The sequence below is a fragment of the Streptococcus marmotae genome (assembly GCF_001623565.1).
In the GTDB taxonomy this organism is placed as follows: Bacteria; Bacillota; Bacilli; order Lactobacillales; family Streptococcaceae; genus Streptococcus; species Streptococcus marmotae.
The window spans coordinates 631,936-646,056 of sequence record NZ_CP015196.1 but is presented as its reverse complement, the minus strand read 5'-3'; the positions used below and the strand labels follow the sequence as shown (position 1 = coordinate 646,056).

Here is a 14,121-nt window from a genome sequence, read left to right as displayed (position 1 = left end):
TATGGAATCCTCACAGTTTAAACATCACGAGACGTCCTGGTATGATATCCCTGAATTTGGCTTTAAAATCCATATTTCTGGAACTCTAGAGAATTATAAACAGATATATTATTTAGTGATACCTTATTTAATGTCTAAGGATATTTGTTTTAAATATTTAGAGTCAAAAGAAAGCATAATTTATAATCTATCTGAAGAAGAATCTCCTGCAGAATCTGGGAAATTAATTACAATTTATCCTAAAGATAGAGTTCATTGCAAACAATTATTAGAAGAATTATATTTATTGATACCTTCTGAAAATAGTGGGGTATATATTCTTAGTGATAGAAATTACAAAGATTCGAATGTTATTTTTTACCGTTATGGGTGTATTAAATTAGTTCAAAATGAATTAATGGATGGACTTCCAACATTAAGAGGTCCTAATGGGGAATGTTGGCAAGATTTCCAAAAAAATTACTATGATCTTCCTAGTTGGATTGAAGATTTACAAGAAAAACAGGAATTTATCCCTTCCTATTTAGGAAATACTTATCAACTTGTAGCATTACTGAAACAAAGTAACGGCGGAAATGTTTATAAAGCAAAGAATAAATATTCAGGCGAAATTGTGGTCATAAAAGAATGTCGTCCTAATATTCTTTGTACAACGACAGTGACTAAAAATAACGTGAGAGAAAACGAATGGAGACTGTCTAAAATCATACAAGATTGCATTCCTGCAAGAATTGAGAAAGTTTCTGAATGGATAAATCAATATTATATATACGACTATATAGAAGGACAAAATTTATTAGAATTTTGTAACCAAGAGAACTTGTTTTCATATAGCCAGTATTGTCCAGAAAATAATTATTTACATTTTAATAATATTTTTAATTGTATTACAGAGTTGCTAAAAACTGTACAAAAACTTCATGAGATAGGGATAGTTTTAAATGATGTACACCCAAATAATTTTATAATCAGTGAAAATTTTAAGGTTTATTTTATAGACATGGAAAATTCTTATATGCAACACCAAAAACCATTAACAGGAGTATATTCAGAAATATCTCTAAAACAGTGGAATAACATAGACGGAAAAGTTGCAGATTGTCATAAAATCGGGAATATGTTGTTGTATTTAATTGGGAAATTGCATGTAAAAGAGGGTGATTTTTTTGTAAAAGATTTAAGAAAATTACTGTTACAAAAAAAAATCGATTCTAACTTGGACGTTTTGGTTGATTACTTATTCACTGAGGATGCAGATATACATACAGCTTTAGAAATTTTAAAATCTAAAATTTATTTTCGAGGAGACACTACTAAGATTCTTACTCTAGATCTTTCAAATATTAATCCTGCAAGCTATGAACTTGACATAATTGATTTTGTTTTATCTCAAGAAGAAGTAGTTAAGAACTATCAAAAAAAATTAAATGATAGACAACTGGTGTTGCAAGAAATCAAAAAAGAAAAGTATTTAGGATTGAACGGAGCTATGGGGGGATTAGTCTATTTGAAATATATTAAATATGACAACGAAGTCATCAAAAATGGCATTCAATTTGTTCTTGATAACCTAATAACTATTGATGGAAAATTTAAAGGTGTACGAATTTCCCAAAATGCAGCTTCACCTTACTTGTACAATGGGACTGCCGGAATCATTCAAGCTCTGCTTTATATAGATTCTGAACAATATTTAAAAGATATTTGCCAACTAGCCGAAACTTTAACTTTTGAATATGCACAATCTGCTCGTTTTTTAGATGGGATGTTGGGAATTGCTCAAACACTATTAAAACTTTTTGCTTTAACAAAAAGTTATAAATATTTTGAAAATGCAAAAGAACTCTTAATCGCTAGTGGGATATTAGCTGAGAAAGACCAGAAGCTACAATTTGATTATATTTGCGTTTTAAGTCAATACAAAAAGTTATATCTTGAGGTAAATAATGAAATTATTACTAAAAAACAATTTATATAGAATATTAACAATATCCCGGATGCTAAACTCTTTCGGTTCATATATCTATAATTTAGTCTTTATTATCTATGCTGCTAGCTTACCGAAAGCCACTTTTGCGGTATTTATAGCAAATATGGTTACGATTATCCCTACAATTTTTACATTTTGGATAGGTATAAAAGCAGATCGAACTCGAAACAAAGCAATTTGGATGATTTCTATCGGTTTTATCCAAGCAATTTTATTTTCCTTAGTTGCTTTTGTTATTAAAAATAAGACCTTTTTTGTGTTTTCTTGGCTATGTCTTCTAAATATAACTAGTGACATACTAAGCGATTATGCTTCAGGCTTACGTCTCCCTATTTTACAGAAAAATATTGAGAAAGAAGATTTGTTCGAAGCGTATTCTTTTAGCCAATTCACTTCATATTTTTGTAACATCTTGGGACAATCTTTTGGGGTATGGCTGCTTACGATATCAGACAACAATTTTTCATTTGTCGCTATAATAAATGCAGTGTCATTTTTGTTAGCTTCAGCTATCCTTTTAATCAATAAGAAGAAACTCACACATGAACCTGTTGTTGTTTCAAATACTTCTAATTCTTTATTAAAACAATTTAAAGAAATGTATAGGAACATGGATGTTATCTTTAAAAATTCAAATAATACTTCCTTTATAAAAATATTATCGGCGATACTATTTATAAATGCTTTGGGTGGAGCAGTCGGTAGTATTTATAACTTCTATTTCATGAAGCAGAGTTTACCTAATTTGAGTTACGGACAATCTCTACTTATCGTTGAAATTGTATTATTGGTAGGGGCTATTTTGGGAAGCTTGACCCCTAATGACTATTTTTCGAAAAAAACTTTTCCAACTCTTTTAATGATTAATAGCTCTTTATTTATTATTCTGGGATTTGTGAATTCACTCCCTATAAGCCCGTTATTGGGAATTGTTATATTGTTTTTTGCGGCCTACATCATGGGTAAAGCAACACCAAAATTAGATGCATTACTGATGGAAAAATTACCCTCAGATATTTTGGCGCAAAGTAATAATTTTTTAGGTATGACTTTTACTCTATCGCTCCCTGTCGGAACTTTCTTTTTTTCATCTTTAGCAGTCTATAGTATAAATATTACGTGGTTTATATTTATCATTATTTCAATATTTGCCCTATTTTTATCTATTAATAAAAAATAATCTGATAAAAAATGGTGTTTTCTTCACTCTGAGAAATTGTAATTAGATATCTTAGGGCAAATTTCAAGTCCAAGTTAGCCAGTGTATACAACCTCTTTGGAGAGCTTTGTAATCGAATACTTTCTTTGGAGTCTCTTTGTCAACTGTAGTGGGTAGATGTCAGCTAACATCTAGAGAGGACCAGCTTGGTCTTCTCTTTTTTGATGTTTAAGGCAATCAAAATCCGCTTTTTGAAGTTTTCATCTTCCGAAATCCAAAGGCATTACGCTTGATGACTTTGATAAGATTATTGGTAGCTTCCAATTTAGCGTTGGAATAAGGAAATTCCAAAGCGTTTAAAACCTTGTCCTTATCTTTTAGAAACGTCTTAAATACCGTCTGGAAAATAGGGTTAACAGTGGCTATTTCTTGTTCAATTAGGTCAAAGAAATGAACTGAGTTCTTCTCTTGTAAATAGAATAAGAGAAGTTGATAGAGTTCATAATGTTGTCGTAACTCATCTGAGTAGGATAGGAGCTTGTCTAAGATTTCCTTATTGGTCAAATGCATCCGATGAATAAAAGAAAAGACCTAGACGAGCGTTTTAACGAACGAGTTCTAGGTCTTTTACTGTACTTCGATATATAATTCTTTAGCGATGGCAAAGGGGATGGCAATCTTTTGGTTCTTGCATTCAATCAGAATGCTTTGGGTGAAGGTGTCGATTTGTTGTACGGTGAAGGTATCATTTATAGCTAAATCAACCTGATCTAGGTACTGAAGGAGTGGGAAAGAATCATGGATACGCACCAATTGGTAATTTCCAGGCTGTGTGACTTCTTCTAGGGTTTGTTGGTATTGCTCGGTTAAGAGCTGATCTTTTTGGGGAATCGTGCCACCGTGTGGACAAGTCTGTGGGGATCCTAGGAAAGTGTCTAGCTGATCAATAAAGTAATCAGATACCGTATGTTCTAGTACTTCAGCTTCCTCGTGGAGTTGATGGGTGGTATAACCAAGGTGCTCAAGGAGAAAGACCTCTATCAAACGGTGTTTGCGGTAAAGACGCGCAATCGTCTGATGGCCTAGTGGAGTAAGGAGATAGCCAGCTTGTTTATCTTTTTGAATCAGCTGTTCTTCAATCATTCGCTTGGTCATTTCAGTTACAGCAGGCGGTGAAACCTGCATCTTTTCAGCAATTTCTTTATTGGTAATTTTGGGGGTGCGTATACTAATTTCGTAGATACATTTTAAATAGTCTTCTTTATTGGGGGTCATTCAATATCCTTTCTTATACTCTCTAGTATAACAAAAATGAGGGAGGAAGGACTCTGACTTGTCTCGTAATGAGTAAAAAATCAAACTCCTATTTCACTAGGAGGTATGTTCTAGTAAAATAGGGGTTTGATGAGGCAGATACTCCGTGCTGATTATCCATGAAGAGTAGTCTCTCTACAGGCGTGCTGTAAAAGAGGGCTCTACCGTATGGTTTTCAGAGGGTATCAGGGTGTGATTCCAAGGAATGAATCAGTTCTATCAAGGGGAGAAGATATAGAGGTGTTTCGGCTAATTAGTGCCAAATAAGATCGAATAAATAATGGTATGACCTTGATAGACCAATCACCCGTAAAATCACACTGGATAAACTATTTTGCTAAGCCTTCTGCGATTTTGTCCAAATTCCATTTCATCATGGCATAGTAGCTGTCGCCTTCTTCCCCTTCTTCAGCGATAGAGTCTGTGAAGATTTTTTCATAAATCGGGATATTAGTATCTTTTGAGACAGTTTTCATTGGACGATCGTCAACACTGCTTTCAACAAAGAGGGAAGAAACCTTAGTTTGGCGTAGTTTTTCTACTAAACTCTTGATTTGGTCAGGAGTGCCTTCTTCTTCTGTATTGATTTCCCAAATGTAAGCAGATGGGACTTGGTAAGCTTTAGAGAAGTATTTGAAACAACCTTCACTAGTGACAATCATTTTCTTTTCAGCAGGAATGTTGTTGAACTTTTCTTTGGCTTCCTTGTCGAGGGTGCTGAGTTTTTCAAGATAGGTAGCTAAGTTTTTCTCGTAGGTTTCCTTGTTGTCAGGGTCTTTGGCAATCAATTGTTTGGCAATGTTTTGGGCATACATCATCCCGTTTTCTAGGTTCAGCCAAGCATGTGGGTCTTCCTTGCCTTTTTCATTTTGTCCTTCAAGGTAGATGACTTCAATGCCATCGCTCACAGCAAAATAATCTTTGTTTTCTGTTTTCTTAGCATTTTGGACTAATTTTGTGAACCAAGCATTTCCACCGGTTTCAAGGTTAATCCCGTTATAGAAAATAAGGTCTGCTTGAGATGTCTTTTTCACATCTTCAGGCAAGGGTTCGTATTCGTGTGGGTCTTGCCCGACAGGTACGATACTGTGCAAATCAATTTTATCCCCTGCGATATTTTTGGTCATATCGGCAATGATAGAATTAGTAGTGACAACCTTTAATTTGCCGTGTTCAGCTGTTTTGTTGCTACTGCTTGAGCAAGCTGCAAGCCCAAAGATTGCAAAGACTGCAAGGGCTAAGATAGAGAGTTTTTTCATTCTGTTCTCCTTATGAATGAGACGACTTTTTGATGTAGCGTATCAAGATTCCCTGTTTTGGGGCAAAGAGAAAGCTTATCAAAAAGAAAGTGGCTGAAGTCAGCACGATACTGGAACCTGCAGCAATATTAAAACTATATCCGATAAAGAGTCCGACGATTGAAGCAAGAGCTCCCAAGGTGGAGGATAGGAAAATCATGGTTTTAAGACTATTTGCATAGAGATAGGCAGTAGCGGCTGGGGTAATCAGCATGGCGACAATGAGAATGGTTCCGACACTTTGCATGGCTGTGACCGAAACCAAGGTCAGCAAAATCATGAGCAAATAATGGTATGCATTAACAGGCATGCCCATGGATTTTGCAAGCAAGGGGTCAAAAGAGGTTATCAAGAGCGGCTTAAAGAAGATGAGAATGATTAGAAGAACGACAATGGCAACGCCAATTGTAATCCATTTATCCACATCTTGTACGGCCAAGATATTTCCAAATAAAATATGGAATAAATCAGTCGAGCTATTGGCGACACCGATGAGAATGACTCCTAGAGCCAAAAAGGCTGAGAAGGTAATCCCGATAGCGGTATCGCTCTTGATAATACTATTTCCCTTGATATACGTAATCATGACCGATGCGAGAAGGCCAAAGGCTATCGCACCGATGAAAAAGTTAATGCCTAAGATATAAGAAAGGGCAACGCCTGGTAAAACGGCATGAGAAATCGCATCTCCCATGAGCGACAAGCCCCGTAAGATAATAAAACAGCCAACAGCTCCAGCGACAATACCAATGACAATGGCTGTTATCATCGCATTTTGCAGAAAGTGAAAGCTATGCAAGCCATCGATAAATTCTTGAATCATTTTGCCTCGTCCTCCATTAGTATCACATGATTGCCATAGGCTACTTGGAGATTCTTTTTGGTGAAGGTAGTCTCTGTTTCTCCAAAGGCAATGAGTTTACGGTTTAGAAGAAGCACATGGTCAAAATAGTGTTTGACCTTGTCCAAGTCATGGTGGACAATCAGAATGGTTTTTCCTTCTGCCTTGAGTCGTTGAAGCGTTTTCATAATAATTTCTTCACTGACAGAATCAATTCCTACGAAGGGTTCATCTAGAAAGATGTAATCTGCTTCCTGTACTAAGCAACGTGCGATGAGAACGCGTTGGAATTGTCCCCCAGAAAGCTCGCTAATTTGACGGTCAGCGTACTCTTTTAAGCCAACTAAATCAAGAGCTGTTTCGACCTTTTTCCAGTGGCTTGCTTTCAGGCGTTCAAAAAATGTAATTTTAGGATAAAGACCTAGTGATACACATTCTTTGACGGTAATCGGAAAGGTAAAGTCAATCGCAGCTTTCTGCTCAACGTAGGCAATTTTGCCACGTTGTTTCCGAATATCCTTGCCGTTTAGAATGGTTTTTCCGTCATGGTCAATAATATGGAGCATGGCCTTTAATAAAGTTGATTTCCCCGCTCCATTTGGCCCTAAAATTCCTGTAATAGTCGGACCTTGGATCCGTAAATTGATTGTGTCCAGCGCTAGCACCTGACGGTAGCGGACACTGAGTTGTTCTATTTCGATCATCATTCATACCTCGTATATTTTTTAATATACCTTAATTTAAAAATTAAGTCAAGTTAATTTTTAAGAAAAATAACATTTTTTTCAATTTCAACAGCCAGAAAGGAAGGGATGTAAGCATTTTCTGCTTTTTGGTGCAAATTTGGTAAAATGTCTGCAATTTTTTTCGCTTTCTGCTATCATAATAGATAGAAAAAAGAAAAGAGGTAACATATGGTACGGTTACAAGATGATTTTTATGAAGCGATTAATGGTAGTTGGGCAGAAACAGCTGTTATTCCGAATGACAAGCCTGTAACAGGTGGTTTTATCGATTTGCATGATGAGATTGAGGACTTGATGCTGTCAACAACAGCCAAGTGGTTAAAAGGTGAAGAAGTGCCTGAAGACAGCGTGCTTCAAAACTTTATCAAATACCACCGCTTAGCAGCAGACCATGAAAAAAGAGAAGCACTTGGAATTACTCCAGCCCTTCCCTTAATTGAAGAGTACAAAAATCTCCAGTCTTTTGCAGACTTTGTGGAAAAAATGGCGGTATTTGAATTGGCTGGAAAACCAAATGCTCTACCGTTTGGCATTGCACCTGACTTCATGGATGCTAAGACTAATGTCCTATGGGCAGGTGAGCCAGGCACAATCTTACCAGATACGACCTACTATGCAGAAGATCACCCACAAAAAGCAGAATTATTGGCTCTTTGGCGTCAATCAGAGACAGATGTGCTTCGCAAATTTGACTTTTCAGATGAAGAAATTACGGATTTACTGGATAAAGTGGAAGAGTTCGATGCGCGTGTGGCAAAAATCGTTCTGTCAAATGAAGACAAGGCGGAGTATTTCAAGCTCTATCATCCTTATGCATTTGCGGATTTTGCAGCACTTGTTCCAACGCTTCCGTTAGACAGTTTCTTTAGGCAGGTCATTGGTCAAGTCCCAGACAAGATTATTGTGGAAAATCCTCGTTTCTGGGAAGTTGCCAAGGACTTTTACTGCGAAGAGAATTGGGAATATTTAAAAGCGAGCTTGCTTGTCAATGCAGTTGGTTCGGTGACAGCTTACGTGACAGATGAAATCAGGGTCCTGTCAGGAGCTTATGGGCGGGCATTATCAGGTACACCAGAGGCACAAAATAAGGAAAAAGCTGCCTTTTACTTGGCTCAAGCCCCATTTGACCAAGCCTTGGGCTTATGGTATGCGGGCGAAAAATTCTCACCAGCAGCCAAAGCTGATGTGGAGCACAAGGTTGCTACCATGATTGAGGTTTATAAAGAGCGCTTGGCAGCCAATGATTGGTTAACAGAAGAAACCAAACAGCAAGCTATTGTCAAACTTGGGGTCATTAAGCCCTATATCGGTTACCCTGAGAAATTGCCAGAGCGATATTATGACAAGGTCATTGATGAGAATCTTTCTCTCCTTGAAAATGCCCAGTTTTTGAAAGAATTGTCGATTAAGCATTCATGGAGCAAATGGAATCAGCCTGTGGACGATAGTGAATGGGGCATGCCAGCCCACATGGTCAACGCTTATTATAATCCACAGCAAAACAAAATCGTCTTTCCAGCAGCCATTTTACAAGCACCCTTCTATTCATTGGAGCAAACGTCCTCTGAAAACTATGGGGGAATTGGTGCAGTGATTGCTCACGAAATTTCGCATGCTTTTGATACCAATGGGGCTTCCTTTGATGAAAATGGTAGTTTGAAAAACTGGTGGACGGAGGAAGACTATGCAGCCTTCAAAGAAAAAACGCAAAAAGTCATCGATCTTTTTGAGGGACAAGATTCTTATGGGGCTAAGGTTAACGGAAAATTGACCGTCTCTGAAAACGTGGCAGACCTGGGCGGACTTGCCGCAGCACTTGAGGCTGCAAAACGTGATGAGGATTTCTCAGCAGAAGAATTCTTCACCAACTGGGGACGCATCTGGCGTATGAAGGCACGGACAGAGTATATGCAGTTGTTGGCAAGTGTTGATGTTCACGGACCTGCTAAATTGCGTGTCAATCTCCAAGTACCAAACTTCGCAGAATTCTTTGAAACCTTTGGAGTGACAGAAGAAGACGGCATGTGGCGTAAACCAGAAGACCGCGTGGTGATTTGGTAAAAACATCTTTAAATAGCAAAAATGCATACAATCAAGTTCTAGAAGACACTGATTGTATGCGTTTTTACTATTTGCCTAGCTTCGTTTTAGATAGAGATAATTTCCCAGAGCAAGTAAGCTCAATGCGAGACTGGCTAGGAAGTAGAAGAGCGGTGTTGGATGAATGGGTTCTGCTGAGATTGTGTTCCAAATTGGCTCTAAAATGAACATCAGGCTGATAGCGATGAAGAGACGATAGCGGAGCTTGGATTTCATTTTGCGGTTGAGAACTAGCGGAAAAGTAAAGAAATTACCGAAATGCGAGAAATGCAAAGTTGGCTGTATATGTGGAAAGATGAGCATGGTTAGGGCAAGAGCTCCACATAACAAGGCGTTTAGCAGGCAGAAATGTTCCCAATAGTAAAATAGTTCTTTTCTCATAGTGATAGTCTCCTTGGCTTTTAAAAGTAGCTACTGGCTAGAAAAGTAAAGGTTGAGATGTCGGTGAGAGGGGATAGTAGTCAACGCGGTCTGGCAACTTTACAGTAGTACACTTTTTTTCTTTAGTATATCGCTTTCAATACGAGAAATCAAGAAAATCCTGAATTTTCTATCTCGTCTTCTATCGCAAATATCTTACAAAATGGTATAATAGGAATATCATACAAAATTGGAGAGAAATAGCTATGAGTTTTTACAATCATGGAGCGATTGAGCCGAAATGGCAAAAATACTGGGCAGAACACCATACCTTTAAGACAGGTACAGATAAAGAAAAACCAAATTTTTATGCCCTTGATATGTTTCCGTATCCTAGTGGGGCTGGTCTTCACGTTGGTCACCCAGAAGGCTATACAGCAACAGATATTTTAAGCCGCTATAAGCGTGCCCAAGGCTACAATGTTCTTCACCCAATGGGGTGGGACGCTTTCGGTTTACCTGCTGAGCAATATGCTATGGATACAGGAAATGACCCAGCAGAATTTACGGCACAAAATATTGCCAATTTCAAACGCCAAATCAATGCGCTTGGCTTTTCCTACGATTGGGATCGTGAGGTCAATACGACAGATCCAAATTATTACAAGTGGACACAATGGATTTTCACGAAATTGTACGAAAAAGGCTTGGCTTACGAGGCTGAAGTGCCTGTTAACTGGGTTGAAGAGTTGGGAACAGCTATTGCCAATGAAGAAGTCTTGCCTGATGGGACTTCTGAGCGTGGAGGATATCCTGTCGTTCGAAAACCCATGCGCCAATGGATGCTAAAAATTACAGCCTATGCAGAGCGCCTTTTGACGGACTTGGAAGATTTGGACTGGCCAGAGTCTATCAAGGATATGCAACGCAACTGGATAGGAAAATCAACAGGAGCAAATGTCACCTTTACTATTAAAGGTACGGATCAGACTTTTACTGTCTTTACCACACGTCCGGATACCCTTTTTGGTGCAACCTTTGCAGTTCTTGCACCTGAGCATGAATTGGTGGACTTGATTACGACAGCTGAACAGGCTCAAGTCGTTGCAGACTACAAGCACCAAGCCAGTCTCAAATCAGACCTTGCTCGGACGGATCTTGCCAAGGAAAAAACAGGTGTCTGGACAGGTGCCTATGCGATCAATCCAGTCAATGGTCAAGAAATTCCAATCTGGATTGCGGACTATGTGCTAGCGAGCTATGGGACAGGTGCGGTGATGGCAGTACCTGCGCATGATAGTCGTGACTGGGAATTTGCCAAAACCTTTGGCTTGCCAATTGTAGCGGTTATCGAAGGTGGTGATGTCACAGAAGCTGCCTATACAGAAGACGGTCTACACATCAATTCTGATTTTCTGAATGGATTGAACAAGGCAGAAGCGATTGAAAAAATCATCTCTTGGCTAGAAGAAGCAGGTGTTGGTGAGGAAAAAGTGACCTATCGCTTGCGGGACTGGCTCTTTAGCCGTCAACGGTATTGGGGAGAGCCAATTCCAATTATTCATTGGGAAGATGGAACGTCAACAGCTGTTCCAGAAAGTGACTTGCCACTTGTCTTGCCAAAAACAAGCGACATTAAGCCGTCTGGTACAGGAGAAAGTCCACTTGCTAACTTGACAGATTGGCTTGAAGTAGTACGTGAAGATGGTGTTAAAGGCCGTCGTGAGACCAATACCATGCCGCAATGGGCAGGTTCAAGCTGGTATTACCTCCGCTACATTGATCCGCACAATACAGAAAAACTGGCAGATGAAGACTTGCTGAAGGCTTGGTTGCCAGTGGATATCTACATTGGTGGTGCAGAGCATGCAGTGCTTCACCTCCTCTACGCACGTTTTTGGCATAAATTCCTCTATGACCTTGGTGTCGTACCAACCAAGGAGCCGTTCCAAAAGCTCTTTAACCAAGGGATGATTTTAGGAACAAGCTACCGAGATGGTCGTGGAGCTCTTGTGGCGACTGATAAGGTGGAAAAACGGGACGGTTCATTCTTCAACATCGAAACAGGAGAAGAGTTAGAACAAGCTCCTGCCAAGATGTCGAAATCCCTCAAAAACGTTGTCAATCCAGATGATGTAGTGGCACAATATGGAGCTGATACCCTTCGTGTCTATGAAATGTTTATGGGACCGCTTGACGCTTCGATTGCTTGGAGTGAAGAAGGTTTAGAAGGTAGTCGGAAATTCCTTGACCGTGTCTACCGCCTGCTAACTTCAAAAGCTATTGTAGCAGAAAATAATGGCAACTTGGACAAGGTTTACCATGAAACGGTGAAAGCTGTAACAGAGCAGATTGAGACTCTCAAGTTTAATACGGCGATTGCTCAACTCATGATTTTTGTCAATAGTGCCAACAAAGAAGAAACACTCTATGTGGACTATGCAAAAGGCTTTGTTCAATTAATCGCTCCATTTGCACCGCATTTGGCAGAGGAACTGTGGCAAATTTTAACTGGCTCCAATGAGGGGATTTCCTACGTGCCATGGCCAGTTTATGACGAGGCCTTCCTAGTGGAAGATGAGATTGAAATCGTTGTCCAAATTAAAGGCAAGGTTCGTGCCAAATTAGTGGTTGCTAAAGACCTCTCTCGTGAGGAATTAGAAGCAGCAGCTCTAGCAGATGAAAAAATCCAAGCAGAAATTGCTGGCAAGGACATCGTAAAAGTCATTGCTGTACCAAATAAATTAGTCAATATCGTTGTCAAATAGAACACAGAATCGCCTTGCTATGCAGGGCGGTTTTTTACAGGATGTTTTCTGAAAATATGATACAATGGTAAAAACAGATATATAGGAGCAAGGTTGTGATTGAAAAAAAGGAATTGGGAGAATTTTACCGCGAATTACGTATTGCCCGTGGTGTCAAGCAAAAAGAAGTTGCAAGAGGTTCCTTGACGGCTTCGCAATTGTCCAAGTTTGAACTAGGGCAATCCATGTTGTCTGTTGACCGTCTCTTGTTGGCGATTGAAGGGATAAACATGACCTTTTCGGAGTTTGCCTATCGATTGAACAATTATCATGAATCGGAACATATAGAATTGGCAGAAAGAATCTCTACAGCACATATCAAGCAAGATGGACAGGAGTTAGCAAGATTATTACGAGAGCTACGGGTGAAGGAGGAATCTTCTCGCTACAATCGTTTAAATAGTATTGTGGTTAAGAATGCCTTATACTCTCTTGATAAGCAATGCGTACTATCGCAAAAGGATAAGGATTTTGTCACGGAGTATTTATATTCAATCGAGTCTTGGACTTGGTTTGAGTTATATATTTTTTTTAATACGATGCCGTTGTTGAACGACCAAGATTTGATATTTCTTGGTATAGAACTGTTGGAAAAAGCAGAGGCTTTTCAAATGTTGTTACATAATAAACTATACTTGAAACAAGGGTTGTTAAATTTGATAGCAGAGGTCATTGAACGAAAAAAATATGAGTATATTTTGCTTTTTAAAACGGCATTAGAAAAAATGTTAGAGCCGTATGATGTATTTGAGAGAATGATTTTAAAGTTCCTTCTGTATGTTGAAACGTTTTTGCAGACTGATGGCAGGAATAAAAAAGAGATTGAACAGTTTATTCAATCTCTTGAAGATATCGGAGAAGAGTCGCTAGTAGCCCTGTTACGCTTCAAGTTGGATTATTATCAAATGTTGATATAGGGAATCACAATAATAATATCGAATAGTACCATTGCGAGAGTGCATAGTTTTGTTTTATTCATGTCAAATCTCACCTCCAGTTAAAAGTATACCTTAAAAATTATTGAAAACCGATGAATGGAAAATATGCTATTTAAAGGCCTAAAAATCTCATATTTGCGATTTTTAAGTTTTCTACTAACTCTTTGATATAATGAATACAGAGTTTTCTGTCAATTCAGAAGATTCGATATAAATGGAAAGGAGAACTGTTATGAACGGAAATCATATGGGAGGTACACCGATTTGATCTTATCAAAAATGCATCGTTACACCAAAAACTTTTATAATTTAATTTATGAAAAAGCGACTCTGAATATTGCAGATAGTTTTTATTCTGTAGCTATTACAGTAGCGTTAGTTCAATTGTATCAAATTGATGCTGGTGCAATTTCTCTCTTCACTTTACTTGGAATGCTCCCTTCTGTACTATCATTTTCCTATGGCCATTTAATTGATCGGATACGTGATAAAAAAAGAGCTTTATTTTGGATACAACTACTCCATATCATTAGTGTTGTGATGTTGATTGTTGTTTTTCGCTAAATTT

Annotated in this window: 11 protein-coding genes and 1 pseudogene; 6 read left to right on the top strand and 6 right to left on the bottom strand. The window is 38.3% G+C overall.

The window, feature by feature from the left end:
- Position 1 precedes the first annotated feature (1 nt).
- A complete protein-coding gene (locus tag A4H00_RS03265; protein WP_067087239.1) occupies positions 2-1,978 on the top strand; it encodes a class III lanthionine synthetase LanKC N-terminal domain-containing protein in 1,977 nt (658 codons plus the stop codon).
- A complete protein-coding gene (locus A4H00_RS03260) occupies positions 1,947-3,170 on the top strand; it encodes an MFS transporter (protein WP_067087237.1) in 1,224 nt (407 codons plus the stop codon). The genes A4H00_RS03265 and A4H00_RS03260 overlap by 32 nt, the downstream gene beginning before the upstream one ends.
- A gap of 163 nt (positions 3,171-3,333) precedes the next feature.
- Here the strand turns inward: A4H00_RS03260 and A4H00_RS03255 are convergent.
- The 5 genes and pseudogenes from A4H00_RS03255 to A4H00_RS03235 form a co-directional block, all read right to left on the bottom strand.
- Positions 3,334-3,722: pseudogene (locus A4H00_RS03255) on the bottom strand (transposase); the annotation flags it as partial.
- 54 nt (positions 3,723-3,776) lie between these two features.
- The gene (locus A4H00_RS03250; protein ID WP_067087233.1) at positions 3,777-4,424 is read right to left on the bottom strand and encodes a metal-dependent transcriptional regulator; all 648 of its coding nucleotides are present in this window, start codon (positions 4,422-4,424) and stop codon (positions 3,777-3,779) included.
- Positions 4,425-4,792: 368 nt separating this feature from the next.
- Positions 4,793-5,722, bottom strand: coding sequence for a metal ABC transporter substrate-binding protein (locus tag A4H00_RS03245; RefSeq protein ID WP_067087231.1), 930 nt, complete (start codon positions 5,720-5,722; stop codon positions 4,793-4,795).
- A gap of 10 nt (positions 5,723-5,732) precedes the next feature.
- Positions 5,733-6,584, bottom strand: a complete 852-nt coding sequence (locus A4H00_RS03240) for a metal ABC transporter permease (protein WP_067087228.1) — start codon at positions 6,582-6,584, stop codon at positions 5,733-5,735.
- Positions 6,581-7,306 carry a metal ABC transporter ATP-binding protein gene (locus tag A4H00_RS03235; protein ID WP_067091429.1) on the bottom strand — a complete coding sequence of 242 codons (726 nt, stop codon included), beginning with the start codon at positions 7,304-7,306 and terminating at the stop codon, positions 6,581-6,583. The genes A4H00_RS03240 and A4H00_RS03235 overlap by 4 nt, the downstream gene beginning before the upstream one ends.
- Before the next feature lie 210 nt (positions 7,307-7,516).
- Here A4H00_RS03235 and A4H00_RS03230 point away from each other — a divergent pair, with 210 nt between their 5' ends.
- Positions 7,517-9,409, top strand: coding sequence for a M13-type metalloendopeptidase (locus A4H00_RS03230; RefSeq protein ID WP_067087225.1), 1,893 nt, complete (start codon positions 7,517-7,519; stop codon positions 9,407-9,409).
- A 75-nt stretch (positions 9,410-9,484) separates the two neighbouring features.
- Here the strand turns inward: A4H00_RS03230 and A4H00_RS03225 are convergent, their stop codons facing one another.
- Positions 9,485-9,829 (bottom strand): hypothetical protein, encoded by a 345-nt coding sequence (locus A4H00_RS03225; protein WP_067087222.1) that lies wholly within the window; start codon positions 9,827-9,829, stop codon positions 9,485-9,487.
- A gap of 245 nt (positions 9,830-10,074) precedes the next feature.
- Here A4H00_RS03225 and leuS point away from each other — a divergent pair, with 245 nt between their 5' ends.
- From leuS to A4H00_RS03210, 3 genes are all read left to right on the top strand, one after another.
- On the top strand, positions 10,075-12,576 hold the full coding sequence (gene leuS, locus A4H00_RS03220) for a leucine--tRNA ligase (RefSeq protein ID WP_067087220.1): 2,502 nt from the start codon (positions 10,075-10,077) through the stop codon (positions 12,574-12,576).
- Positions 12,577-12,671: 95 nt separating this feature from the next.
- Positions 12,672-13,532 (top strand): helix-turn-helix domain-containing protein, encoded by an 861-nt coding sequence (locus A4H00_RS03215; protein ID WP_067087217.1) that lies wholly within the window; start codon positions 12,672-12,674, stop codon positions 13,530-13,532.
- Between the two features lie 285 nt (positions 13,533-13,817).
- Positions 13,818-14,117, top strand: coding sequence for a hypothetical protein (locus A4H00_RS03210; RefSeq protein ID WP_157770977.1), 300 nt, complete (start codon positions 13,818-13,820; stop codon positions 14,115-14,117).
- Positions 14,118-14,121 lie beyond the last annotated feature (4 nt).